The sequence below is a fragment of the Streptomyces sp. Q6 genome (genome assembly GCF_036967205.1).
GTDB classification, from domain to species: domain Bacteria; phylum Actinomycetota; class Actinomycetes; order Streptomycetales; family Streptomycetaceae; genus Streptomyces; species Streptomyces citrinus.
On the sequence record NZ_CP146022.1, the window covers coordinates 8,065,646 to 8,091,871 of the forward strand.

A 26,226-nucleotide genomic window follows, 5' to 3' on the forward strand; every position below is an offset into this window, starting at 1 on the left:
AGCAGCCGGGTGCCGTCCGCGGGGGCGGGGGCTGCCCGGGGGGAGGAACGGCGTAAAACGACCACGTCGTACCACTGGGGACCGGGGGGGTTCTGTGCGTCAGGGGGGATTAGTCGGCCCTTTTCCGTCGGCGCGCGGTCGCTTGGCGAACGGAGAGTTCGGCCAGCTCGCGCACGATTGGGAACAGCGGTACCGGCGAACCGTGATCACCAGCGACACCGTGGCCACCGCGCTTGTGGTGGCCTCCATAGGCAACTTCTTCGGGGCCCGCGACGCGGCCAACTGGCATGAGAAGTGGGGCATCCTGGCGTTCGGCACCGAACTCCTGGTGCTCGCCGCGCTCGCCCTCAGCAGGGCGTGGGCTCCCGCCGTGCTCGGGCAGGGCGCCGAGGAGTTCCGCCGGCTCGGACGCTCGCTGTTCACGGCGACCGTCGTGCTGGCGCTCGGCGGCATCGCCCTGACCTCCCGCAACATCAAGCTCTGGATCTTCGTCGCGATACCCGCGATCGCGCTCGTCACCATGACCACGCGCTATGTGCTCCGCCTCTGGCTGCACAAACAGCGCAAGGACGGATGGTGCCTGCGCCCGGTGCTCGCCGCCGGGAGCCCGGAGACCGTGCGCGACCTGATATCCCGTACCCGCAAGTTCCCGCATCTCGGCTGGCGGGTGGAGGCCGTGTGCACGACGGACGGCCTCGGATCCGACGGCGCTGACCTCGACGGGGTGCCGGTCGTCGGCCAACTGGCCGACGTGGCGAGCCATGTGCGCCGCGACGGCTACCGGGTCGTCGCCGTCACCCCCGACCCGCACTGGTCCCCCGACCGGTTGCAGCGTCTCGCCTGGAACCTGGAGGGCAGCGACGCCGAGATGGTCGTGGCCCCCGTCCTGATGGAGGTGGCCGGGCCGCGGCTGCACGTCGACGCGGTGCTCGGCATCCCGCTGCTGCGGGTGAGCATGCCGACCTTCACCGGCGGCCGCAGAGCGATCAAGGGTGTCGTCGACCGGCTGGGCGCGGCCGTTCTGCTCGTGCTGTTCGCGCCGCTGATGGTCCTCGTCGGTCTGCTGGTCCTCGCCGACAGCCGCGGCGGGGCGCTGTACCGCCAGCGCAGGGTCGGCAAGGACGGCCGCGAGTTCACCATCTTCAAGTTCCGCACGATGGTCGCCGGAGCCCACGGGGCGCGTGCCCAGCTCGCCGACCGCAACGAAGGCGCGGGCCTGTTGTTCAAGCTCCGCCGGGATCCGCGGGTGACGCGGGTGGGAGCGGTACTGCGCCGCTACTCGCTCGACGAACTCCCGCAACTGTTCAACGTACTCACCGGTTCGATGTCGCTCGTCGGCCCGCGGCCCCCGCTGCCGGAGGAGTCCGCGGCGTACGGGCCGGACATCCGGCGGCGACTCCTGGTCAAGCCCGGTCTGACCGGCCTGTGGCAGATCAGCGGGCGCAGCGACCTGCCGTGGGAGGAGGCCGTCCGCCTCGACCTGCGCTACGTCGAGGACTGGTCCCTGGCACTGGACACGGTGATCTTGTGGAAGACGCTGCGCGCGGTGCTCCACGGGCAGGGGGCGTACTGATGCGGGGAGAGCGGGGACGTCGCATCGACGCCGCGCGGACGGCAGGCCGCAAGGGCCTGCCTGGGGGGAGGAATGCGTCATGAGGGTCAGCGTTTTCGGGCTCGGCTACGTGGGCTGCGTGTCGGCCGCGTGCCTGGCCGGCATGGGACACGAGGTCATAGGCGTCGACGTGAACCAGGTGAAGGTCGACCTGGTCAACGACGGGAAGGCCCCGGTCGTCGAGGAGCGGATCGGTGAACTCACCGCCGACGTCGTACGGAAGGGAGCCTTACGCGCCACCGTCGACGTCCGCGAGGCGATCATGAACAGCGAGATATCGCTGATCTGTGTCGGCACGCCGTCCGAGCCCAACGGCAGCCTGTGCACGACGTACTTGGAGCGGGTCACCGAGCAGATCGGCGCCGCCCTCGCCGAGCGGGGCGGGCGGCACACCGTCGTCTTCCGCAGCACCATGCTCCCCGGCACCTGCCTGAACCTGCTGCTGCCGATCCTGGAGAAGTACGTCGGCGGCACGGCGGGCGTCGACCTGGGCGTCGCGGTCAACCCGGAGTTCCTGCGCGAGGGCACCAGCGTGCGGGACTTCTTCGACCCGCCCAAGACCGTCATCGGCGAACTCGATGCGGCCAGCGGCGACGCGGTGCTCGCGCTGTACGGCGGCCTGCCCGGCGAGGTGTTCCGGGTGCCGGTCCCGGTGGCCGAGGCCATCAAGTACGCGGACAACTCGTTCCACGGTCTCAAGATCGGATTCGCCAACGAACTGGGCGCCGTGTGCCAGGCCCTCGGGGTGGACTCGCACCAGGTGATGGACGTGTTCCTCGCCGACCGGAAGCTGAACATCAGCCCCGCCTACCTGCGGCCCGGCTTCGCCTTCGGCGGCTCCTGCCTCCCGAAGGACCTGCGCAGCCTGGTCCACGCGGCACAGCGGGCCGACGTCTCGGTGCCCATCCTGTCCCACGTGCTCGCCTCGAACGCCGACCATCTGCAACGCGCGGTGGACCTCGTCGAGCGCACCGGCAAACGCCGGGTCGGACTGTTCGGACTCTCCTTCAAACCGGGCACCGACGACCTCCGCGAGAGCCCGCTCGTCGAACTGGCGGAGCGGCTCCACGGCAAGGGCTACGACCTGCGGATCCACGACGCCAACGTCAGCCTCTCTCGGCTGATCGGCGCGAACCGCGAATACATCGAGACCCGGCTTCCGCACCTGGCGCAACTGCTCGCGGACTCCGTCGACGAAGTGCTCGACCACGCCGAGGTGTGCCTGGTCGGAACCAGGGACCCGGCCGTCCTGTCGGCGCTGCCGCACGGCGACGGCCCGGTGATCGTCGATCTCATCCGCCTTCCCGACGCCGAAGCGCGTCGGACCGATCCGGGGTACGTGGGCCTTGCCTGGTAAAGCAACGAGCGGTGTCCGGCCCGGCCGGCGCGCGCTGATCCTCGTGGAGAACCTGTCGGTGCCGTTCGACCGGCGGGTGTGGCAGGAATGCACGACCTTGCGCGACGCGGGCTGGACGGTGGACGTCATCTGCCCGCAGGGGAGCAAGAGAGACACCGAACCGGAGGCGGTGATCGACGGGGTGCGGATCCACCGCTACCCGTTGACCGCGGCCACCGGCGGACCGTCCGGCTACCTGAAGGAGTACGCGACGGCGCTGTGGCACACGGCCCGGCTGGCCCGCAAGGTCGGCCCGGTCCACGTGGTGCACGCCTGCAACCCGCCGGACCTGCTGTTCCTGCCCGCGATGTGGCTGAAGCGGCGCGGCGCGCAGTTCGTCTTCGACCAGCACGACCTGGTGCCCGAGCTGTACCTCTCCCGCTTCGACCGCGGCAAGGACCTGCTCTACCGCGCCGTGTGCGCCCTCGAACGGCGCACCTACCGGGCCGCCGATATCGTGCTCGCCACGAACGAGAGCTACCGGGACGTCGCGATCCGCCGCGGCGGCCGGCGCCCCGAGGACGTGTTCGTGGTACGCAGCGCACCCGCGGTCGACCGGTTCCAACCGGTCCCTCCCGAACCGGAGTTGAAGCGCGGCAAGGAACACCTGCTGTGCTACCTCGGCGTGATGGGGCCGCAGGACGGGGTCGACTACGCGCTGCGCGCCCTCGCGAAACTGCGCGACGAGTTCGGACGGACCGACTGGCACGCGGTGTTCGTCGGGGCCGGCGACGCCTTCGACGCGATGGTGGAGCTGTCCACGGAGCTCGGGCTCGACGATCAGGTGCAGTTCACCGGGCGCGTTCCGGACGCCGACCTCGTGCGGTACCTGTCCACCGCGGACGTGTGCCTGTCGCCCGACCCGCACAACCCGCTCAACGACGTGTCGACCATGAACAAGGTCCTCGAGTACATGGCGATGGGCCGCCCGATCGTCTCGTTCGACCTCAAGGAAGCACGCGTCTCCGCCGGGGAAGCCGCCGTCTACGCGCCCGCCAACGACGAGGCCGAATTCGCCAAGCTCATCACGGTGCTGCTGGACGACCCGCAGAAGCGGGCCCGCATGGGCGCGATCGGCCAGGAGCGGATCAGCGGACCGCTGTCCTGGAGCAACTCGCAGGAATCGCTGCTCGCCGCCTACGACGCCGCCTGCCGTGACCGCGCAAGGAAGAGGCCGCGCAGGTGAGTGAGGACACGATACGCCTGGTCACCATCGGGCGGATTTTCCACCGGCGGTGGCGGGTTCTCGCCGTCGCCGCCCTGATCGGCGCGCTCGTCGGCTACGGCGTCTCCGTGGTCTTCCCGCCGCGGTACACCGCGTCGGCCTCCGTGCTGCTGCCCGGACAGTGGGAAGAGCGCGAACTGCTCACGCAGGTGGACATCGCGACCAGTTCCGTGGTCGTCGACCGCACCGCCGAGGAGCTCGACTGGAGCGGCGTCACCGGCGACGACCTGCGGGAGCGGGTCAGCGCCAAGGCCGCCAACGGGAACATCATCGCGCTCTCGGGCACGGCCGAGACCCCCGAGCGGGCCCAGCAGCTCGCCAACCGGCTGGCCAAGGAGTTCGTCGCCTTCGCCGCCCGGGTCGCCGGCGGCAGCACCGACGCCGACCCGGCCACCGCTCCCGAGGCACTGCGCAAGCAGGTGCGCGAGACCAACAAACGCATCACCGAGCTCGCCGAGGCCGCCGACCCCGGGCAGAGCGTGGAGAGCGTGCAGGCCCGTACCGCGCTCGAAAAGCTGCGCACCTCCCTGGAAGAGGCCATGCGCAAGCTCGACGAGTCCGACCCGGCGAGCACCCTGGCCAACATGGTCGTCATGGGCCCCGCGGCCCGGCCGACCGGCGAGGCGCCGCCCACGCGGACCCAGCTCGTCGTCTTCGGCGCCCTGCTGTCCTTCCTGCTCGCGGTCATCGGCCATCTCGTCGCCGCCCGTATGAACCGCAGGCTGCGCACCGACGCGGAGATCACGGCCGCCCTCGGCTCGACGCTGCTCGGCACTGTCGACGTACCCGGCGAACAGCGCGCGCAGCGGTACGAGGGCCACGGCTCGCGGGCCCGACTGCGCCGCCTGGTCGGCGCCGACACCCGATGGGACATGGCGGCACCGCTGAAGTCCCGCGACGAGGCGGGCCGACGGATCCGCTACGGACGGGTGTGCGCCCGGCTCCGCAACCAACTGGCGCACAATCGCGGCCTGTTGGTCCTCGTCCCCGAGGGCGACGAGATCGCCCTGCGGGCCGCGGGCCAGCTCGTCACCGAGGCGCACGGCGATCCGCGCTGCGCGCGCTGGAGGTGTCGGTGGACCGGCCGACCGTGCCCGACCGCGGCGCCGAGTCCGGCGCCCTCGTCGTGCTCAGCGCGGGCAGCTGGACCGCGGAGGAGCTCGCCGGGATCGCCGAGGCCTGCGCGGACGGCGGACACGACGTCGTCGGCGTCGTCGTCGCCGAACCGGTCCAGGCCGTCGCGCGGCGCGACGCCGGCGACGCACCGGACAAGGCCGCCCCGGCGCTCGCCGGGCGCGGCCAGGCAAGGGGAGGTTCGGCATGACGACGGACAGGAAAACGGAGTCGTCCACGGCCGCTCCCCTCTTCGACCTGCACGCGCTCGTCGTGGCGGTGCGCAGGCGCCGCCGCCTCTGGAGCGCCATGGCGCTCCTCGGCCTGCTGGCCGGCGCGGCGATGGCGGTTCTGCTGCCACCGCCCCCGAGCGCGATGACCAAGGTGCTGGTCGCGCACAAGGAGGACCAGCCGAACGACACCGGAACGCTGATGCGCACCGACGTCGAACTCCTCGGGACGACACGGATCGCGGCCGCGGCCCTCACGTCCCTCCACTCCTCGGAGAAGCCCGAGGACCTCATGCGGGACTACCGGGGCACCGGTCTGACCAACAACCTGCTGCGGATCGACGTCACCGCCGACACCGACGCGCAGGCCGTGGCCCGGGCCAGGGCGCTCGCCGACGCGTTCGTCAGCGACCACGTCAGGCGGATGAAGGATGCCGCGAAGGCCGAGGCCAAGGCCCTGCTCGACCAGCGCGACCGGATGCGGCAAGAACTCGCCCAGGTCAACGAGACGATCGGGGACCGCTCGCCGGAGAGCGACCCGCAGGACGCGGCGAGCATCGAGTCCCTCTTCGCCCGCCGGGCCGAACTCAACTCCCGCATCGCCGACTTCGACCAGCGCGCCGCCGAAGCGCGCACCGGAACGCCCGACGTCATCGCCGGCACGCAGGTCGTGGACGACGCCCGCGCGGTGGAGCACTCCCTGCCCAAGGCCGTCGTCACCAATGCCGCGATCGGGCTGGTCCTCGGCCTGGTCCTCGGGCTCGCGCTCGCCGCCGTCGGCGTCGTGGTCAAGGACCGCCCCGTGCTGCGACGGGACATCGCGGCGAACCTGGGCGCGTCCGTCATCGCGGAACTGCCCCGCCGCTCGGGCAGGCCGTGGCGCCGCCGGCGGACCCGGACGGCGGGCGAACGCCTCACCGCGCACCTCGCCCGCACCGTGCGCGGCTCCACCGAACCGGTGTCCGTGCTCGAACTGGGCTGTGCCCGCAACGCGAGCACCATCGCCCTGGACGTCGGCCGGGCACTGATGGCGGAGGGGCCGGTGACCGTCATCGACGGCCTGCCCGGCACGCAGCTCTCCCGCCGCCGCCCGCAGCAGTCCGACCCCACCGTGGTCGGCGGCGAGCGCGCCGCGACCGTCTCCGACCAGGTACGCCGGATCGGCGTCGGCTCGGTGGCACCCGGCACCGCGTGGACCGACCTCCACTACCTCGGCACCCAGACCGTGCTCGTCGTACGCGCCGGGCACGGCAGCGCCGCCTGGCTGCACACCGTCGCGCGCCAACTCGCCGACCAGCGCATCCCGGTGATCGGCGTCGTGCTCATCGACCCCGATCCGCGGGACAGGACCGACGGCACCCTGTGGGACGGGCTGCACACCGCGCTGCGCGGCCGCAGCGAGCGGCTGCCCCGGCAGAACGGGACGGAGCGGCGGCACACCGAGCGGCAGCCGATCTGGGCCGCACGGGGCGCGGACAACGAACAGGAGGGGCGGTAGTTATGTGTGGCATCGCAGGGACGTACCGCTGGCCGGACGGGAAGGCCGTCACCGACCGGCTCACCGACATCCTCGCCCACCGCGGTCCTGACGGGGCGGGCCGCTACGGCCACCCGGTCGGTGACGGCGAGGTGCAGCTCGGGCACCGCCGGCTGTCCATCATCGACCTGTCCGAGACCGGCGCCCAGCCCATGGTCAAGGACGGCCTCGCCCTCACCTACAACGGCGAGCTGTACAACGCGCCCGAGCTGCGCGCCGAGCTGACCGCCGCCGGGGTCCGGTTCCGCGGCACCTCCGACACCGAGGTGATCCTGGAGGCCTGGCGACGCTGGGGCACGGACTGCCTGCCCCGGCTGCGCGGCATGTTCGCGTTCGGCATCTTCGACGAGCGCACCGGTGAACTGGTCCTCGCCCGCGACCAGTTGGGCATCAAGCCGCTGTTCCTGCTCCGCCGTGGCGACGGCCTGCTGTTCGCCTCCGAGCTCAAGGCCGTCGCCGCCGCGACCGGCGGCCCCCTGGAGGTCGACCCCGCCGCCCTGGTGGCCTCCCTCCTCTACTACTGGGTGCCGGACTCGCGGTGCGCGTACCGCGAGGCGGAGAAGCTGCCGCCGGGCAGCTGGCTGCGCTGCCGGCCCGACGGCCGGGTGGAGCGCGGCCGGTACTGGAACCTGAAGGACGTCGCCGCCGAGGGCCGGGCGCGCGCGCAGGCCGGCGAGCGGCCGGACCTGGCCGCCATCGTCGAGGAGTCGACCCGGCGCCATCTGCTCTCCGACGTCCCCGTGGCGACCTTCCTCTCCGGCGGCCTCGACTCCAGCTGGCTGACCGCGCTCGCGGCCCGCCACCAGCCCGGGATCTCCGCGTACACGATCGGATTCCGCGCCGAGGACGCCAAGTTCGAGGCGATGCCGGACGACCTGCGCTACGCCCGGCAGGTCGCCCAGCGGTTCGGCGTCGACCTGCACGAGATCGAGATCGCGCCGAACGTCCTCGACCTGCTGCCGCGGATGACGCAGCACCTGGACGAGCCGATCGGCGACCCGGCCGCGATCAACACCTTCCTGATCTGCTCGGCCGCCCGGGAGGCCGGGGTCAAGGTGATGCTCTCCGGCATGGGAGCCGACGAACTGTTCGCCGGCTACCGCAAGCACCTGGCCAACCTCCTCGCGGTGCGCTACCAGCGGGTCCCGCGGCCCCTGCGGCGCGGCCTGTCGGCGGCCGTGGACCGGCTGCCGGTCGCCACGAGCCGCCGCGGCTACCGCTCGGTGCGCTTCGCGAAGCGGTTCCTGTCCTTCGCCGACCTGCCGGAGGAGACCGCGTTCCGGCGCAGCTACACCATGTACGACCAGGCCGAACTGCTCGACCTCGTCAACCCGGACCTGGCCGGGACGGTCGACGACGTCCTGACCGAACACGCGGACGTCTACGAGGACAACGACCTCGACGACTTCGTCAACCGCATGTGCCTGGGCGACGCCCGGATGTTCCTGCCGGGGCTCAACCTCGCGTACACGGACCGCTCCAGCATGGCCGCGTCGACCGAGGTGCGCGTGCCGTACGTGGACGTCGAGGTGGTCAGGGCGGCGTTCGCCGTGCCCGGCGACCGCAAGATCGTCGGACGGCAGGGCAAGGCGGCGCTCAAGGAGGCGGCCACCTCGATCCTGCCCAAGGAGATCGTCTACCGGCCCAAGGGCCTGTTCAGCGCCCCGCTGCGGGCCTGGATGAGCCGGGACCTGGCACCGCTGGTCCGCGAGGTGGTGAACGACGGCGTCCTCGTGAGCTCCGGGTTTCTGCGCCGTGACGCGCTGGCCCGGATGGTCGCCGAGGACGCCGCGGGACAGCGGGACTTCTCCAAGCATCTGTGGCATGTGCTGACCCTCGAGTACTGGTACCGCGACGCGACCTCCGGGTCCGGCCAGGGCGCTCGTTCCGCGGCGTGAAGCGCGTAGAAGACGGCAGAGAAACAAGGGGACTTCGGTGAAACAGGTTGTGCAGAACTACAAGAGCGGCGAGCTGGCGCTGCTCGACGTCCCGGTGCCGGGGTGCAAGCCGGGCGGTGTGCTGGTCCGCAGCGCCTACTCGCTGATCTCCACCGGGACCGAGCTCATGAAGGTCTCCGAGGCCGGCATGTCGATGGTGGGCAAGGCGCGCTCCCGGCCCGACCAGGTCGCCAAGGTCATGCAGAGCGTGGCCACCAACGGCGTGCCCGCCACCTACCGCAAGGTGATGGGCAAGCTGGACTCCTACACCCCGCTCGGCTACTCGCTGTGCGGCGTGGTCGAGGAGGTCGGCGCCGGCGTCGACGACGTGAAGGTCGGCGACCTCGTCTCCTGCGCCGGCAACGAACACGCCCTGCACGCCGAGCTGAACTGGGTGCCGCGCAACCTCTACGCCCGGGTGCCCGAGGGCCTCCCGGCGCGTCATGCCGCCTTCGGCACCGTCGGGTCGATCGCGCTCCAGGGGGTGCGCCAGGGCGAGCCGCAGCTCGGCGAGACGGCCCTGGTCATCGGCCTGGGCCTGATCGGACAGCTGGTCGTGCAGCTCCTCGCCGCCGCGGGCGTCCGTGTCGTCGGCGCCGACCCGGACCCGGCGCGCTGCGAGCTGGCGGAGAGCCTCGGCGCCACGGCCTGCGGCGACCCCGCGTCCGCGGCCGTGGAGAGCGCTGTCGCGGACCTCACCGACGGGTACGGCGTGGACCAGGTGTACCTGGCCGCCGGTGGCGGCAGCAACCAACCCGTCGAGCTGGCCGCGAAGTTGAGCCGGGACCGCGGCCGGGTCGTCGACATCGGCAAGTGCCGCCTCGATCTCCCGTGGAACGCGTACTACGAGAAGGAGCTCGACGTCCGGTTCTCCCGCTCGTACGGCCCCGGCCGCTACGACCCGGAGTACGAACTGGAGGGGCGCGACTACCCGATCGGCTACGTGCGCTGGACCGAGCGCCGCAACCTGGCGTGCTTCCTCGACCTCATGGCGCGCGGCAGCGTCGACGTCGAGCCGCTGGTCACCCACACCGCGGACTTCGACGAGGCCGTCGAGACGTACCAGCGGCTGAAGGACGGCGAGTTGAAGGCCGTGACCGTCCTGTTCCGCTACCCCGAGCAGACCGATGACGGCACGCCTGCGGCGGCCCCGGAGGTGGCCGTGCCCACGGCGCGCGTCGAGGCGAGCTTGGCCCGGCCCGCGAAGACGCCGGTGCGCCTCGCGTTCGTCGGCGCGGGCAACTACGCCACGTCGATGCTGCTGCCGCACCTGGCCCGGCGCGAGGGCGTCGAGCTGGCCACGGTCGTCACCACGACGGCGCTGTCCGCGGCCAACGCACAGCAGAAGTTCGGCTTCGCCGAGGCGACCACCGACCTCGACGCCGTCCTCGGCGACTCGTCCATCGACGCGGTGTTCGTCGTCACCCGGCACAGCTCGCACGCCGAACTGACCCGGCAGGCACTCCTCGCCGGGAAGGCCGTGTTCGTGGAGAAGCCCCTGGCCCTCACCGAGGACGACCTGGCCGGCGTCCTCGCCGCGGTCGAGGAGTCCGGCAACGACCGCCTCCAGGTCGGCTTCAACCGCCGTTTCGCGCCGCTCCTCCAGGAGGCGAAGCAGCAGTTCGGCGCCCGGACGGGTCCGGCGAGCCTGCGCTACCTGGTGAACGCGGGACGGTTGCAGCACGGCAGTTGGTACCTGCGGCAGAGCAGTGAGGGCTCGCGGTTCGCCGGCGAGGGCGGGCACTTCATCGACACGGCCGGCTGGCTGCTCGACGCCGACCCGGTCTCCGTGTACGCGGTCGCCCCGTCCGGCAACGACGACCTCCAGGTCGTCCTGCGCTACCCCGACGGATCCACCGCCACCCTCAGCTACCTCACCACCGGCCCCTCCGGCCTCCCCAAGGAGACCCTGGACCTGGTGGCCGACGGACGCGCGCTGCGGCTCGACGACTTCGTCCGCGCCTCCGTGTACGCGGACGGCGGGTCCGGCCGCAGGAAGTGGGTCAGCTCGCGGCTGCCCAAGACCCGGGACAAGGGCCAGAACGCCGAACTGGCCGCCTTCGTCAGGGCCGTGCGGACCGGCGGACCGATGCCCGTACCGCTCGACTCCCTCGTCGCCACCACGGCGGCCACGCTCGCCGTGCAGACCGCGCTGGCCGGTGGCGCTCCGGTGACGTTGGCGAGGACGCGATGAGCGTCACCGCGGGAAGCCCGGCCTGGTACCTCCGGCGGCTGTCCCGGATGGGGCCGCGGGAGGTCGCGGGCCGGGCGGGCGACGCGGTGCGCCGACGCCGCTGGCGCACGGCGCGGCCGGCCTGTCCGACCGTGACCGACGCCCGGTTCACCGCGGTCCTGCCGGCGGGGGCGATCGCCGCGATCCCGCCGGACGCCGCGAAACGCCTCGTCGCCGAGGCGGACCGGCTGATGTACGGGCACGTCGAGTACTTCGGCGTGGTCCGCGACGACCTCGTCGACCCGGACTGGTGGCACGACCCGAAGACCGGGCGCAGAGCGCCGTTCGGCTACTGCTTCGGCGTGCCCTACCGCGACGAGGAGGCCGTCGGCGACATCAAGCAGATCTGGGAGCTGTCCCGGCACCAGTACCTGACCGTCCTCGCCGCCGCCTACGCGGTCACCGGCGACGACCGGTACGCCGAGCGCGTCGCCGACCATCTGCGCTCCTGGTGGGCGGCCAACCCGCCGCTGCGCGGAGTGCACTGGATCAGCGGCATCGAGCTGGGCATCCGGCTGCTGTCCTGGGTGTGGGTCAGACGGCTCCTCGACGGCTGGCCCGGCGCGGCCGCGCTGTTCGAGCAGAACCCGGTGGCGGTGCAGCAGATCTGGCACCACCAGCGCTGGCTCGCCGCCTTCCCCAGCCGGGGCTCCTCGGCGAACAACCACGTCATCGCCGAGGCCGCCGGGCAGTTGTCGGCCGCCTGCGCGTTCGACTGGTTCCCCTCGTCGGCGCGCTGGCGGGCCGGGGCCCTGCGGTCCCTGGAGCGCAACCTGCGCGCCAACACCTTCCTGTCAGGCATCAACCGCGAACTGGCCAGCGAGTATCACGGCCTCGTCCTGGAGCTCGGCCTGGCCGCGCTGGCCGAGGCCGACGCCGCCGACGTCACCGTCCCCGCGACGGTCCGGCTCGTCCTGCTGCGGATGACCGACGCCCTCGCGGCCGTCGTCGACAACCGGCTGCGGCCCCCGCGCCAAGGGGACGCGGACGACGGGCACGGGCTCGTCGTCGACGGCGCGGGCACCGACCGCTGGGGTTCGCTCCTCGCCACCGGGGACGCGGTGTTCGGCCGCCTCGACTGGTGGCCGGACGTGACCGGCACCGATGTGCGCACCCCGCTGCTCGCCGCGCTCGTCAAGCCCGGCGAGCCGGCCGCGACCCGGCCGGCGAGCCGCCCGGCCCACTTCGCCGACGCGGGGCTCACCATCCTGCGCGGGCCCGAGGAGATCTGGTGCCGCTGCGACGGCGGCCCGCACGGCTTCCTGTCCATCGCCGCGCACGCCCACGCGGACGCCTTGTCCGTCGAGGTCCGGCACGACGGGGTCGACGTGCTCGCCGACCCGGGCACGTACTGCTACCACGGGCAGCCCGAGTGGCGGCAGTACTTCCGGTCGACCCTCGGCCACAACACCCTGTGCCTGGACGGTGCGGACCAGTCCGTGTCCGGCGGACCGTTTCTGTGGACCCGGCACGCCGAGAGCCGCGTCCTGGTCGCCGACACCGACGCGCCGGTGGCCCGCTGGTGCGCCGAGCACGACGGCTACCAGGACGCCGTGCACCGCCGCCAGGTGGAACTCACGCCCGCGGAGCGGGAGGTGAAGGTGATCGACGAGGTGCGCGGCCCCGGCCGGTCCGTGCAGCTCGCCTTCCACCTCGGCCCGACGGTCTCCGCTGACCTGGTCGACCACCGGGCCCGGCTCACCTGGACCCGGGACGGCGAGGAGCGTTCGGCGGTGCTCGACCTGCCCGCGGAGCTGTCCTGGCAGGCGCACTCCGGCGAGAGCGAGCCGCCGCTCGGCTGGTACTCCGCCGGATTCGGACGCAAGGAGCCCGCCACCACGCTCGTCGGCACCGGTACCCGTTCCGCCGACGGCACGGACGGTTTCACCACCGTGCTCAGGTTCCACGGCTAGGGGGCGGAGCGTGCGGAACACGAGGCGGCCGTGGGCGCCGGCGATGGCATCGCTGGCGCTGGTCCTGCTGGCCGCGACCGGCTGCGACAGCACACCGCGGCAGGCGGACGCCAAGCCGAGCGCCGCGCCGACGGCCACACCCGTGGCACGGGTGTGCGCCGCGCCGGAGGCCGGACCGGCTAAGGCGCCGAAGGGCGCGATCACGGTCGACCCCGGGGTCGTCGGCGACCTGGAGAAGAAGACCAAGAAGAACCCGCCGGACACCACCTTCTGGCTCGAGCCGGGCAAGCACCGGCTCGAACCCGACCGGTACGCCCAGGTCATCCCCAAGAAGGGGAACCGCTACCTGGGCGCGCCCGGCGCCGTGCTCGACGGCGGGAAGAAGAACCAGTACGCGTTCGGCGGCGACGCCCCGAACGTCACGATCCGCTACCTGACCGTCCAGCACTTCAACGCCCCGCACGACGAGGGCGTCGTCAACCACGACTCGGCCGACGGGTGGGTCATCGAGCACGCGACGATCCAGTACAACTCCGCCGCCGGCCTGATGGCCGGCGCCCGCCAGCAGGTCCGCGCCAGCTGCCTGCGCGAGAACGGCCAGTACGGCATGAACGCGTACAAGGGCAACGGCCGGCTCACCGGCCTGGTGATCGAGGGCAACGAGATCGTCGGCAACAACACCGGCGACTGGGAGCGCAAGCGCGAGGGCTGCGGCTGCACCGGCGGTGTGAAGTTCTGGGCCGTCAACGGCGCCGACGTGCGCGGGAACTGGGTGCACGACAACCGGGGCACCGGCCTGTGGGCGGACACCAACAACAACGACTTCCGCATCGAGAAGAACGTGATCGAGGGCAATGACGGCGCCGCCCTGATCTACGAGACCAGCTACAACGCGGTGATCCGGAACAACATGATCCGGCGGAACAACTGGGTCGAGGGCCGCCGGCAGGCCAAGGACGGCGACAACTTCCCGTTCGCCACCCTCTACGTGTCCGAGTCCGGCGGCGAACCCCGGGTCAGGGCCCGCACCGACAAGATCGAGATCTACGGCAACGTCCTGGAGAACAACTGGTCGGGGATCACCCTGTGGGAGAACGCCGACCGGTTCTGCAACAGCCCGGCCAACACCTCGTCCGGGGACTGCACCCTGCTCGTGAAGAGCACCGACCGGTGCGCGAAGCCCGCCATCGCCAAGCCGCCGCTGTACGCCGACTGCCGGTGGAAGACCCAGCGGGTGGACATCCACGACAACCGCTTCGTGCTCGACAAGTCCGTCGTCAAGTGCACGGAGAAGTGCGACCGCATGGCGGTCCTCGCCAACTTCGGCACCTATCCGGACTGGTCGCCGTACAAGGGCGAGAAGGTGGCCGAGGCGATCACCCGCAAGCAGGGCAACCGCTGGCACGACAACACCTATGTCGGGGCGTGGAAGTTCGTCGCCCAGGACACCAGCCAGGTCATCACCTCCCACCGGTGGCAGGGCACGTCCTTCCGGCAGGACGCGGGCAGCACCTTCCGCGCACGGGCCGGTGGTTGAGATGAGCGACGACCTGCGGCACGGGCCCGGCACACCGAAGATCATCGGGGCGGTGTGGGGGCTGCTGATCCTCAACACCCTCGGCTCCGCCGGCGCGAAGACCATCGTCCCGCTGCCCCGTTCGCTCATCCAGATGGTCACGATGGGCGCGCTGGTCGCCGCCTTCGCCCTCGCGCTCGCCGTCAATCTGCGACTGACCGTGCGCCCCAGCGCGTACGTGTCCCTGCTCACCCTGATCCTGGTACCGAGCGTCGTCGCCAGCGCCGACCTGGAGTCCGGGTTCGGGGCGCTGTTCCGCTGCGCGCGGTTCGCGCTGTTCGTCGCCACGCTGTGGCTGCTCAGCCGCTGGTGGGACGGCGACCTGACGTTCGTACGGCACCACATTCGGATGTACTTCGTGGTGCTCGGATCGGTGGCCGCGGGGCTGGTCATCTCGCCGGGCGCGGCCCTGCCCGAACTCTACGGAGGGCGGCTGGTCGGCGCGTTGTGGCCGCTCACCCCGCCGCAGATCGGACAGTACGCCGCGGTGATCATCGGGCTCACCGTGCTGCTCCTCATCGGCCGCAGGACCGACCGGGCCAGCGCGACGTTCGTCATCGTGCCCTCGCTCGTCCTGCTCGCCCTGACCCACACCCGGACGGCGACGCTCGGCCTGTTCATCGGACTCGCCCTCGCCATCGGCTCGCTCCTGCTGACCAGCGCGGCCGCCCGCCGCTTCTTCACCTGGGCGGTGGTGATCGCCGTCGTCGCCGCCGTGGGGTTCGCCTCCGCGCTCCAGGCCTGGTTCCTGCGCGGACAGACCCAGGAGAACTTCTCCAACCTCACCGGCCGGGCCAAGGTCTGGGACGCGCTCCTCGCGGCACCCCGGTCGAGCGCGGACATGGCGTTCGGCACCGGCCTCGGCGACAAGTCGTTCGGCGGGCTGCCGATCGACAACAGCTGGCTGGCCGTCTACCACGAACAGGGCCTGATGGGCGTCAGTCTCGTCGCGGCCGTCTTCCTCGCCCTGGGCGGCGTCGCCCTGCTGCGGCCGCCGTCGCTGCAACGAGCCTGCGCGATCTTCCTGATCAGCTACTGCGCGATCGCCTCGTACACCGAGGCGGGGCTCGGCGACGCCTCGCCGTACCTGCTCCATCTGGCTCTGGCCGCCTCGCTGTTGGCGACCCCGGCCGCGAAGGCTCCGGCCGCGCCGCCCGAACTCTTCGCACCCGCGCCCCAACGACGACCTGTCCCGCGCTGGGCCCGGGATCGGGAGGTGACCTGAGCATGCACATCCTCGTGGTGCACAACCGCTACGCCTCGGCACAGCCGAGCGGCGAGAACAAGGTCGTCGATCAGGAGGTGGAGCTGCTGCGCTCCGGCGGCCACCGGGTCGACGTCTTCGAGCGGCGCAGCGACGACATCGCCGGCCGGTCCCTGCTGAGCAAGGCCGCCCTGCCACTGCTCGTGCCGTGGAACCCGGCCGTGCGCACCGAACTCGCCGCCCGGCTGCGCGCCGACCGGCCGGACGTCGTGCACGTCCACAACGTCTTCCCGCTGCTGTCGCCCGCGGTCATCGCCGCCTGCGCCGACGTCGGCGTGCCCGCCGTCGCCACGCTGCACAACTACACCCAGATCTGCCCGCCCGGCACGCTTCAGCGCGACGGCAAACCGTGCACCGAGTGCGTCGGGTCGACGCCGCTGCCCGCCGTCCGCCACGGCTGCTACCGCGGCTCCCGGCTGGCGACGGTGCCGCTCGCGGTCAGCCTGTCGGCCAACCGGCGGCGCTGGTGGTCGGGCGTCGAGCGGTTCCTGTGCATCTCCGCGGCGCAGCGCGACGTCCTCGTACGCGCCGGAATGCCGGCCGGCCGCCTCGCGGTGAAGCACAACTTCGTACCGGAACCGGGGGTCCTGCGGACCGGGGAGGGCGAGCACGTGCTGTTCCTCGGCCGGCTCGCGGAGGCCAAGGGCGTACGGCTGCTCATGACCGCGTGGGACGAACTCGCCGCGCACGGCGGGGTGGGCGTCCCGCTCGTCATCGCCGGCGCGGGACCGCTGGAGCCGGAGGTCACCGCGTGGGCGGCGGGCCGGGACGACGTGCGGTGCGTCGGCCTGTACGACACGGCGCGGTGCCGGGAGGCGATCGCCCGGTCGGTCGCGGTCGTCGCGCCGTCGACCTGGCTGGAGGCGTTCGGCCTCGTGGTCGTCGAGGCGATGGCGGCCGGGGTCCCGGTCGTCGCCGCGGGCCACGGCGCGTTCGTCGAACTCGTCGAGGACGGGAAGACCGGGCTGCTGCACCAGCCCGGCGACGCGTCCTCGCTCGCGGCCGGCATCCGCCGGATCGCGGACGAACCGGCCCTGGGCCGGGAGATGGGCCGGGCGGCCCGGAGCCGGTACGAGCAGGGCTTCAGCCCGGCCGTCGGCCTGGAGCGCCTGCTGGAGGAGTACCGCACCGCGATCGCGGGTCGGTCAGTACTGACTCGGGGCGGGGACACCCGCGCGAGCAGGGGGGATGGGGACAGTAGATGACACGATGCCGACTCTGCGGCTCGCACGCGACGGCGAGCGTCGTCGACCTCGGGGCGACGCCGCCGTGCGAGAGCTTTCTCGCCGCCGACCAACTGGACAAGCCGGAAACGACGTTCCCGCTGCACCTGCGGGTCTGCACCGACTGCTGGCTGGCGCAGATACCGCCGCTGATCACGCCGGAGGAGACGTTCAGCGAGTACGCGTACTTCTCCTCCTTCTCGACCTCCTGGGTGGAGCACGCGCGCACGTTCGTCGCCGACGCGGTCGACAAGGCGGGCCTGGGAGCCGACGCCTTCGTGGTGGAGGTCGCCAGCAACGACGGCTACCTGCTGAAGCACGTGGTGGACCGCGGGATCCGCTGCCTCGGCGTCGAACCCTCGGTGAACGTCGGCGCCGCCGCGCGCGACGCCGGGGTGCCGACGCTCACCGCGTTCCTGAGCCCGGAGACCGGCGCCGAGGTCCGCGCCGAGCACGGCCCGGCGAACCTGGTCGTGGCCAACAACGTGTACGCGCACATCCCTGACGTCGTCGGCTTCACCCAGGGACTGCGCGCCCTGGTCGCCGACGACGGCTGGGTCTCCATCGAGGTGCAGCACCTGCTGACCCTGATCGAGGAGAACCAGTACGACACGATCTACCACGAGCACTTCCAGTACTACACGGTCGCCTCCGCGATCCGGGCGCTCGCGAGCGGCGGACTCGCCCTGGTGGACGTCGAGTTGCTGCCCACGCACGGCGGCTCCATCCGGCTGTGGGCCCGGCCCGCCGAAGCGGCCGGCGAGCCGTCGCAGCGGGTGGCCGACGTGCTGGCCAGGGAGAAGGCCGCCGGTCTCCAGGAGCTCTCCGGGTACACCGAGTTCTCCGCCCGGGTGGCCAAGGTCCGCCGCGACCTGCTCACCTTCCTCGTCGAGGCGGCCGAGCAGGGCAGGACGGTCGTCGGCTACGGCGCCCCCGGCAAGGGCAACACCCTGCTCAACCACTGCGGGATCCGGCCCGACCTGCTCGCGTACACCGTGGACCGCAACCCGTACAAGCACGGCAGGTTCACCCCGGGCACCCGCATCCCGATCCTGCCGCCCGAGCAGATCGCCGACGACAAACCGGACTACGTCCTCGTCCTCCCGTGGAACCTGCGGGAGGAACTCGTCGAGCAACTCGCGTACGTGCACGAATGGGGCGGCCGCCTGGTCTTCCCCATCCCGGAACTCAGCATTGTCGAGGTCAAGCGATGAAGGTGGTCCTGTTCTGCGGCGGTTACGGGATGCGGATGCGCAGCGGTGCCGCCGACGACGTTCCCAAGCCGATGGCGATGGTCGGCCCCAGGCCGCTGATCTGGCACGTCATGCGCTACTACGCGCACTTCGGGCACAAGGAGTTCATCCTGTGCCTCGGCTACGGCGCGCACCACATCAAGGACTTCTTCCTCAACTACGAGGAGACGACGTCCAACGACTTCGTGCTGCGCGGCGGACAGACCGAGCTGCTGTCCACCGACATCTCCGACTGGACGATCACGTTCGCGCAGACCGGCGTCGAGTCGCCCATCGGTGAGCGGCTGCGCCGGGTGCGCCACCACCTGGACGGCGACGAGATGTTCCTCGCCAACTACGCCGACGTCCTCACCGACGCCCCGCTGCCGGAGATGATCGACAAGTTCAGCCGGCGCGACGCCGGCGCGTCGATGATGGTGGTGCCGCCGCAGTCCTCGTTCCACTGCGTGGACCTGGGCGAGGACGGCCTGGTCGGCGGTATCACCGCGGTGAGCGAACTGCCGCTGTGGGAGAACGGCGGCTACTTCGTGCTCCGCCAGGAGGTGTTCGACCACATACCCGAGAACGGGGACCTGGTCGCCGACGGCTGCGCCCAACTGGCCAAGCGGGCACGGCTGGTGGCGCACCAGCACCGCGGCTTCTGGAAGCCGACCGACACCGTGAAGGAGCGGGCCGCCCTCGACGCCGCCTACGCCCGCGGCGACCGCCCGTGGGCTGTGTGGGAGCGCGACGCCGCAGAGGTGGGCGCGTGATCCGTCTCGGCGCGGGGCCCCTGGAGCGGATCGTCGCCGTCGGCGCGCACTGCGACGACATCGCCATCGGCGCCGGCGGCACCCTCCTGACGCTCTGCCGGGCGCGGCCCGGCCTGCGCGTCGACGCCCTGGTGCTGTCCGGCGGCGGCAGTGACCGCGAGCAGGAGGAGCAGGCCGCGCTCGCCGCGTTCTGCCCCGGCGCCGACCTGCGCCTGACCGTGCACAAGCTGCCGGACGGCCATCTGCCCGCGCACTGGGACGAGGCCAAGGCCGCCGTCGAGGAACTGCGTGCGCAGACCGACCCGGACCTCGTCCTCGCCCCGCGCACCGACGACGCGCACCAGGACCACCGCGGCCTCGCGCGCCTGATGCCCACCGCCTTCCGCGACCACCTCGTCCTCGGCTACGAGATCGTCAAATGGGACGGCGATTTCGGCCGGATGGCGGCGTACCAGCCGCTGTCACCGGAGACCGCCGAGCAGAAGGTGCGGCTGTTGCAGGAGCACTATCCCTCGCAGCGCCACCGGCCGTGGTACGACCGCGAGGCCTTCCTCGGCCTCGCCCGGATCCGCGGCATCGAATGCCACCAGCGATACGCCGAGGCGTTCGCCGTCACCAAACTCACGCTCGACCTGGGGGATTGAACCGTGCGCGTACTACTGACCGGACATCAGGGCTACCTGGGCACCGTGATGGCCCCGGTCCTCACCGCCGCCGGACACGAGGTCGTCGGCCTCGACTCCGGCCTGTTCGCCGACTGCGTCCTCGGCGAGCCGCCCGCGGACCCCTCGGGCCACCGCGTCGACCTGCGCGACGTCACCGCCGAGCACGTGGCCGGTGTCGACGCGGTGATCCACCTGGCGGCGCTCTCCAACGACCCCCTGGGATCGCTGGCGCCCGAACTCACCTACGACATCAACCACCACGCCTCCGTACGCCTGGCCCGGCTCGCCCGCGAGGCCGGGGTGCGCCGCTTCCTGTACGCGTCGACATGCTCGGTCTACGGCGCGTCCGGCGGGGACGATCTGGTGACCGAGGACGCCCCGCTGCGCCCGGTGACGCCGTACGCCGAGTCCAAGGTGCGGGTCGAGGACGACCTGCACGCGCTCGCCGACGGCGACTTCACCCCGGTGTTCATGCGCAACGCCACCGCGTTCGGCTACTCGCCCCGGCTGCGCGCCGACATCGTCCTGAACAACCTGGTGGGCCACGCGCTGCTGTCCGGCGAGGTGCTCGTGCTCTCCGACGGCACCCCGTGGCGTCCACTGGTGCACGCCGCCGACATCGCACGGGCCTTCACGGCCGCCCTGACGGCACCTCGGGAAGCCGTGCACGACCGGGCGTTCAACATCGGCAGCGAGACCAACAACGTCACCGTCGCCGAGATCGCCGAGCAGGTCGCCGAGGCGGTGTCCGGCGCGAAGGTGCGGATCACGGGGGAGAACGGCTCCGACCCGCGCTCCTACCGGGTGGACTTCTCCCGGTTCCGCGCCGCGATCCCCGGCTTCGACTGCGAGTGGACCGTGAAGCAGGGCGCCCTCGAACTCGCCGACGCCTACCGGTCGTTCGGGCTCACCAAGGACGACTTCGAGAGCCGCTTCACCCGGCTCGCCGTCCTGCGCGCCGCGTCCGCGTCCGGCTCCGTCGACGACACCCTGCGGTGGCGCGGATGACCGCTCCGGGCGAGGAGATGCACGCACTGGTGGAGCGGCTCTATCCGCTCTGCCGGAGCATCACCGGGGACGGCGTGCGCGCCACCCTGGACATCGTCGGCGAGTACCTGCCGCTCCAGGTGCACGAGGTGCCCACCGGAACGCAGGTGCTCGACTGGACGGTGCCGCAGGAGTGGAACATCCGGGACGCGTACATCGCCGACGCCTCCGGCCGGCGGGTCGTCGACTTCGCCGCGTCCAGCCTGCACGTGCTCGGCTACAGCGTGCCCGTGGCGCGCACGATGCCGCTCTCCGAGCTGCGCGCCCATCTGCACACCCTGCCCGACCGGCCGAAGTGGGTTCCGTACCGCACCAGTTACTACAAGCCGGAGTGGGGGTTCTGCCTGGCCCAGGAGACCCTGGACGCACTGCCCGACGGTGAGTACGAGGTGCGGATCGACTCCACCCTCGCCGACGGCCACCTCACCTACGCCGAGCACGTGGTCCCCGGCCAGGTGCCCGACGAGGTGATCGTGTCCTGCCACGTCTGCCACCCGTCGCTGGCCAACGACAACCTGGCCGGCATCGCCGTGGCGACGTTCCTGGCCCGCTCGCTGGCCGAGCGGAACCCGTACTACACCTACCGGTTCATCTACGCGCCCGGCACCATCGGCGCGATCACCTGGCTCGCCCGCAACAAGGAGCGGGTGGAGCAGGTGAAGCACGGCGTGGTCCTGGCCTGCGCCGGGGACCGCGGGCAGCTGACGTACAAGCGGAGCAGGCGCGGCGACGCCGAGATCGACCGCGTGCTGCGACACGTCCTCACCGCCTCCGGACGACCGCACGAGATAAGGGAGTTCACCCCCTACGGCTACGACGAGCGGCAGTACTGCTCGCCCGGCTTCGATCTCGGCGTGGGCTCGCTCACCCGGACCCCGTACGCCGGGTACCCCGAGTACCACACCTCCGCGGACAATCCGGACTTCGTCTCCCCGGAGGCGATGGCCGACACGCTCGCCGTCTGCCGCGAGGCGTTCGCCGTCCTCGACCGCAACCGCAGCTACCTCAACCTCAGCCCGTACGGCGAACCGCAGTTGGGCCGCCGCGGTCTGTACGACGCCCTCGGCGGCCGCAGCGACACCAAGGAGGCCCAGCTGGCCATGCTCTGGGTTCTCAACCTCTCCGACGGCGAGCACAGTCTCCTCGACGTCGCCGAGCGGTCCGGGCTCCCGTTCGACACCGTCGCCACAGCGGCCGACGCCCTGCGCGGCGCCGGTCTGATCAAGGCGTGAGACCGATGACCACGGAGGGGGAGAAGACGACGGCGGCGGCCGGACCCGCCCGACGGACCGCCACGCGGGCCGTCGTCGGCCGGCTGTCCTGGGGACTCGCCGACCAGGCGGCCTCCAGCATCTCCAACTTCGCGGTGGGCATCTACGTGGCCCGCGAGCTCGGGCTGACCGCGTTCGGCGTGTTCAGCCTGGCCTGGGTCACCTACGGGGTCGTGCTCAGCATCTCCCGCGGCCTCGCCACCGACCCGCTCGTGGTGCGCTTCAGCGGCGTGCCCGACGCGACGTGGCGCGACGCGGTGGCCCGGTCCTCGGGGACCGCGCTGAGTGTCGGCGCCGCCATCGGCGCCGGCTGTCTGGCGGTCGGACTGGCCGTCGGCGGAGCGGTGGGTCCCGCGTTCGCCTGCCTCGGCGTCATGCTTCCCGGACTGCTGCTCCAGGACGCCTGGCGTTACGCGTTCTTCGCCACCGGCGCCGGACGCAAAGCGTTCATGAACGACCTGGTGTGGGGCGTCGCGCTGGTCCCGGCCCTGGTGGTGGCCGCTCGTGCGGGCGGCGTCGCCGCGTTCGTGCTCGCCTGGGGCGGGTCCGCCGCGGTGGCCGCCGGGTACGGCTGCTTCCAGTCGGGCATCCGGCCCCGGATGAGCGGAGTCCGCGGCTGGCTGCGCGACCACCGCGACCTCGGCTACCGCTACCTCGTCGAGAACGTGGGCGTCAGCGGCGCGAGCCAGCTGCGCGCGTACGGGCTCGGCGCGATCGTCGGGGTCAGCGCGGTCGGTGTCGTCCGCGGCGCCGAACTCCTGCTCGGCCCGTTCATGGCCGTGCTGATGGGCCTCTCGCTGGTCACCGTGGCGGAGGCGGCACGGGTGGTACGGCAGGCCCCGCACCGACTGGGCGGCTTCTGTCTGCTGCTCGGCGCCGGACAGGCCGTCGCCGCACTCCTGTGGGGATCAGCGCTGCTCCTCATGCCGGACCGGCTCGGCGCGTTCGTGCTCGGCGACGTCTGGAGCGCCTCCTCGGCGCTCATCGTGCCGGTCACCCTCGGCGTCGCCGGTGCGGGGCTCGGAACCGGGGCGGCGGCCGGGCTGCGCGCCCTCGCCGCCGCCCGGCGCAGTCTGCGCAGCCAGCTGTTCGCCTCCACCTTGTACGTCATCGGCGGGCTCGGCGGTGCGGCCGTGGCCGGCACCGTCGGTTCGGCCTGGGGCGTGGCCGCCGCGACCCTCGGCAGCTCCGCCGTGTGGTGGCTGCACCTGCGGTCCGCCCTGCGTGAGCACCACCACAACCCCCCCGAAGTGAGGACGTCATGAACCTTCACCCCCGGTTGAGCATCGGCCTGCCCGTGTACAACGGCGAGGAGTACCTGGCCGAGTCGCTCGACGCCCTGCTCGGCCAGACCTACGAGGACTTCGAGCTGGTCATCACGGACAACGCCTCGACCGACGGGACCGAGGAGATCTGCCGCAAGTACACGGCACTCGACTCGCGCGTCCGGTACCTGCGGCTGCCCCGGAACATCGGCGCCGCCCCGAACCACAACTACGTCTTCACGCAGTGCCGCGGCGAACTGTTCAAGTGGGCCTCGCACGACGACCTCTACGCCCGCGACCTGCTGCTGCGCTGCGTCGAGGCCCTGGACGAGCGCCCCGACGTGGTCCTCGCGCACTCCGGGCAGGCGGTCATCGACGGCCAGGGCCAGGTCACCGTCCCGTACGAGTACGGGATCGCCACCGACTCGCCGTCCGCGCCGGAGCGGTTCCGCAGCTTCCTGTTCGCGCCCGGCGGCGACGACTTCTACGGCGTGATGCGCGCGGACATGCTGCGCCGGGTGCGGCCGCACGACAGCTACCACCACGCGGACCGCACGTTCGTCGCCGAGATCGTCCTCAACGGGCCTTTCCACCAGGTCCCCGAGCTGCTGTACTTCCGCCGCGACCACCCCACCCGCGCCGAGCGGGCCAACCCGTCCAAGCGGTCCCGGTGCGTCAACCTCGACCCGCGCCGGGCGGGTGCCCTGCACCCGACGCCGCGGCTGCTCGCCGAGTACGTCTGGGGCTTCGCCTCGGCGATCCGGCGGGCGCCGCTCTCCCCGGCCGACCGCCGCGCCTGCTTCCGCCACCTGGCCGCGTGGATGGCCAGCCGGGCCCGGCCCGGCGCGGGCGAGCGGGTCGAGGACCGCGCCCCGGTCGACCCGGACCTGCTCACCGTCTCCGTCGACGCCGTCGTCGCCGGGCGGGAGAGGCGGCGGGCATGACGCGCGCGCCCCGGGTCGGGGTGTTCGGCCTGCTCGGCTCCGGCAACCTCGGCAACGACGGCTCCCTGGAGGCCGTCCTCGGTCACCTGCGCGCGGCGCACCCGGCCGCGATCGTGGACGCGCTGTGCGGCGGGCCCGAGGCCGTCGCGGCGCGGTACGGGATCCCGCGACGCGGCTGCACTGGAACCGGGCGGAGTACCGGACCGCGTCGCGCGCGGGCGCCGTCGCCGCGAAGGGCCTCGGCAAGGTCGTCGACGCGTTCCGCACCGCCGCCTGGGTGCGCCGGCACGACGTGGTGATCGTGCCCGGCATGGGCGTCCTGGAGGCCACGCTGCCGCTGCGGCCCTGGGGCTTCCCGTACGCGCTGTTCCTGCTCTGCGCGAGCGGCCGGATGTTCGGTACCCGGGTCGCGCTGGCCGGAGTCGGCGCAGCACCGATCGGCAACCGGCTGACCCGCGCCCTGGTGCGCCGGTCGGCGCGGCTCGCCACGTACCGCTCGTACCGGGACACGCAATCCCGCGACGCGATGCGGGAGATGGGCGTGGACACCAGCCGCGACGCCGTCCACCCGGACCTCGCGTTCGCCCTCCCCGCGCCCGCCGCGGCCGCGCCCTCGGACGCGCCGGGCACGGTGTGCGTCGGCGTGATGGACTTCCACGGAAGCGACGACGACCGCGCCCGCGCCGAGGAGATCCACCGGCGCTACCTCGACGGGACCGTCCGGTTCGTCCGCGCGCTGGTCGAGGACGGCCGGCAGGTCCGGCTGCTCACCGGCGACGGGTGCGACGCCCCGGTCGTGACCGCGATCCTCGACGCCGTGGACTCGCCGCTGGTCACCGCCACCGAGACGGCGTCGCTCGCCGACCTGATGAAGGAGACCGCGGCCGCCGACACCGTCGTCGCGACGCGCTACCACAACCTGATCTGCGCCCTGAAGACCGGCACCCCCACCCTCGCCCTCAGCTACGCGGCGAAGAGCGACGCGCTCATGGACCGGATGGGCCTCGGCGCGTACGTGCACCCGGCCCGTGAGGTCGACGCCGACCGGCTGCTCGCCCAGTTCCGCGAGGTGGAGGAGCGCGCGGCGGAGTTGCGCGAGATCCTCGCCGAGCGGAACCGGATCGCCGCCAGCCAACTCGCGGACCAGTTCGCCGCGTTGAGCGCGGCCCTGCTCCCCACGACCGCCCCCGTCCCCACCCCTGCCACCCGAGAGGCCCCATGAAAGCGACCGAAGTCCCGGAGATCGCGGGCGCGTTCCTCTTCGAGCCGACGCCGTACGCCGACGAGCGCGGCTTCTTCTGCCGCACCTTCGACGCCGACGTCGTCCGGTCGGTCGGCCTCGACCCGCACGCCTTCGTCCAGGACAGCCTGTCCCGCTCGGTGCGCGGGGTGGTGCGCGGCATGCACCTGCGCTCCGGTGACGGCGAGGCCAAACTGGTGCGGTGCTCGTCCGGGCAGGTCTTCGACGTCGTCGTGGACCTGCGGCCGACGTCGCCGACCTATCTCAACCAGGCGTACTTCGAACTGTCCGGCGAGACGCAGACGACCGTGTACATCCCGGCGGGTTGCGCGCACGGCTTCCAGGCGCTGACGGAGACGGCCGACACCTCGTACCGGATCGACCGTCCGCACGACCCCGCCGAGGACGTCACGATCGCCTTCGACGACCCGGAACTCGCCATCCCCTGGCCGCTGCCGGCCACTCTGATGTCCCGGCGGGACCGGGAGGCACCGAGCCTCGCCGAGGCACTGAAGCAGCAGGAGGCGTGA

General features: G+C 72.2%; 18 protein-coding genes and 2 pseudogenes. All 20 read left to right on the top strand.

Going from position 1 to position 26,226, the window contains the following annotated elements; all coding sequences use genetic code 11:
- The first annotated feature begins 94 nt into the window (after positions 1 to 94).
- The 20 genes and pseudogenes from V2W30_RS37040 to rfbC all read left to right on the top strand — a co-directional run bounded on the left by V2W30_RS37040 (position 95) and on the right by rfbC (position 26,226).
- Complete coding sequence (locus V2W30_RS37040) at positions 95 to 1,573, top strand: sugar transferase (protein WP_338702979.1); 1,479 nt, start codon at positions 95 to 97, stop codon at positions 1,571 to 1,573.
- A gap of 79 nt (positions 1,574 to 1,652) precedes the next feature.
- Positions 1,653 to 2,969: a nucleotide sugar dehydrogenase gene (locus V2W30_RS37045; protein WP_338702980.1), complete on the top strand. Its 1,317-nt coding sequence runs from the start codon at positions 1,653 to 1,655 to the stop codon at positions 2,967 to 2,969.
- The gene (locus V2W30_RS37050; RefSeq protein ID WP_338702981.1) at positions 2,959 to 4,194 is read left to right on the top strand and encodes a glycosyltransferase family 4 protein; all 1,236 of its coding nucleotides are present in this window, start codon (positions 2,959 to 2,961) and stop codon (positions 4,192 to 4,194) included. The genes V2W30_RS37045 and V2W30_RS37050 overlap by 11 nt, the downstream gene beginning before the upstream one ends.
- Positions 4,191 to 5,557, top strand: a pseudogene (locus tag V2W30_RS37055) (Wzz/FepE/Etk N-terminal domain-containing protein). The gene V2W30_RS37050 and the pseudogene V2W30_RS37055 overlap by 4 nt, the downstream one beginning before the upstream one ends.
- Positions 5,554 to 7,074 carry a Wzz/FepE/Etk N-terminal domain-containing protein gene (locus tag V2W30_RS37060; protein WP_338702982.1) on the top strand — a complete coding sequence of 507 codons (1,521 nt, stop codon included), beginning with the start codon at positions 5,554 to 5,556 and terminating at the stop codon, positions 7,072 to 7,074. Before V2W30_RS37055 ends, V2W30_RS37060 begins: the two are co-directional and overlap by 4 nt.
- Positions 7,075 to 7,076: 2 nt before the next feature.
- Positions 7,077 to 9,011, top strand: coding sequence for an asparagine synthase (glutamine-hydrolyzing) (gene asnB, locus V2W30_RS37065; protein WP_338702983.1), 1,935 nt, complete (start codon positions 7,077 to 7,079; stop codon positions 9,009 to 9,011).
- 37 nt (positions 9,012 to 9,048) lie between these two features.
- A complete protein-coding gene (locus V2W30_RS37070; protein ID WP_338702984.1) occupies positions 9,049 to 11,244 on the top strand; it encodes a bi-domain-containing oxidoreductase in 2,196 nt (731 codons plus the stop codon).
- Complete coding sequence (locus V2W30_RS37075; RefSeq protein ID WP_338702985.1) at positions 11,241 to 13,196, top strand: alginate lyase family protein; 1,956 nt, start codon at positions 11,241 to 11,243, stop codon at positions 13,194 to 13,196. Before V2W30_RS37070 ends, V2W30_RS37075 begins: the two co-directional genes overlap by 4 nt.
- Before the next feature lie 43 nt (positions 13,197 to 13,239).
- Positions 13,240 to 14,733, top strand: a complete 1,494-nt coding sequence (locus tag V2W30_RS37080; RefSeq protein WP_338702986.1) for a right-handed parallel beta-helix repeat-containing protein — start codon at positions 13,240 to 13,242, stop codon at positions 14,731 to 14,733.
- 1 nt (position 14,734) lies between these two features.
- A complete protein-coding gene (locus V2W30_RS37085) occupies positions 14,735 to 15,997 on the top strand; it encodes an O-antigen ligase domain-containing protein (protein ID WP_338702987.1) in 1,263 nt (420 codons plus the stop codon).
- A gap of 2 nt (positions 15,998 to 15,999) precedes the next feature.
- On the top strand, positions 16,000 to 17,241 hold the full coding sequence (locus V2W30_RS37090; protein ID WP_338702988.1) for a glycosyltransferase: 1,242 nt from the start codon (positions 16,000 to 16,002) through the stop codon (positions 17,239 to 17,241).
- On the top strand, positions 17,238 to 18,473 hold the full coding sequence (locus V2W30_RS37095) for a class I SAM-dependent methyltransferase (protein WP_338702989.1): 1,236 nt from the start codon (positions 17,238 to 17,240) through the stop codon (positions 18,471 to 18,473). The genes V2W30_RS37090 and V2W30_RS37095 overlap by 4 nt, the downstream gene beginning before the upstream one ends.
- A complete protein-coding gene (locus tag V2W30_RS37100) occupies positions 18,470 to 19,264 on the top strand; it encodes a glucose-1-phosphate cytidylyltransferase (RefSeq protein WP_338702990.1) in 795 nt (264 codons plus the stop codon). The genes V2W30_RS37095 and V2W30_RS37100 overlap by 4 nt, the downstream gene beginning before the upstream one ends.
- The gene (locus V2W30_RS37105; RefSeq protein WP_338702991.1) at positions 19,261 to 19,908 is read left to right on the top strand and encodes a PIG-L deacetylase family protein; all 648 of its coding nucleotides are present in this window, start codon (positions 19,261 to 19,263) and stop codon (positions 19,906 to 19,908) included. Before V2W30_RS37100 ends, V2W30_RS37105 begins: the two co-directional genes overlap by 4 nt.
- Before the next feature lie 3 nt (positions 19,909 to 19,911).
- Positions 19,912 to 20,937 carry an SDR family oxidoreductase gene (locus tag V2W30_RS37110; protein ID WP_338702992.1) on the top strand — a complete coding sequence of 342 codons (1,026 nt, stop codon included), beginning with the start codon at positions 19,912 to 19,914 and terminating at the stop codon, positions 20,935 to 20,937.
- Positions 20,925 to 22,208, top strand: coding sequence for a DUF4910 domain-containing protein (locus V2W30_RS37115; protein WP_338702993.1), 1,284 nt, complete (start codon positions 20,925 to 20,927; stop codon positions 22,206 to 22,208). Before V2W30_RS37110 ends, V2W30_RS37115 begins: the two co-directional genes overlap by 13 nt.
- A 5-nt stretch (positions 22,209 to 22,213) precedes the next feature.
- The gene (locus V2W30_RS37120; RefSeq protein WP_338702994.1) at positions 22,214 to 23,512 is read left to right on the top strand and encodes a hypothetical protein; all 1,299 of its coding nucleotides are present in this window, start codon (positions 22,214 to 22,216) and stop codon (positions 23,510 to 23,512) included.
- Positions 23,509 to 24,456, top strand: coding sequence for a glycosyltransferase family 2 protein (locus V2W30_RS37125; protein ID WP_338702995.1), 948 nt, complete (start codon positions 23,509 to 23,511; stop codon positions 24,454 to 24,456). Before V2W30_RS37120 ends, V2W30_RS37125 begins: the two co-directional genes overlap by 4 nt.
- A pseudogene (locus V2W30_RS37130) lies at positions 24,453 to 25,678 on the top strand (polysaccharide pyruvyl transferase family protein). Before V2W30_RS37125 ends, V2W30_RS37130 begins: the two are co-directional and overlap by 4 nt.
- Complete coding sequence (rfbC, locus tag V2W30_RS37135) at positions 25,675 to 26,226, top strand: dTDP-4-dehydrorhamnose 3,5-epimerase (protein ID WP_338702996.1); 552 nt, start codon at positions 25,675 to 25,677, stop codon at positions 26,224 to 26,226. Before V2W30_RS37130 ends, rfbC begins: the two are co-directional and overlap by 4 nt.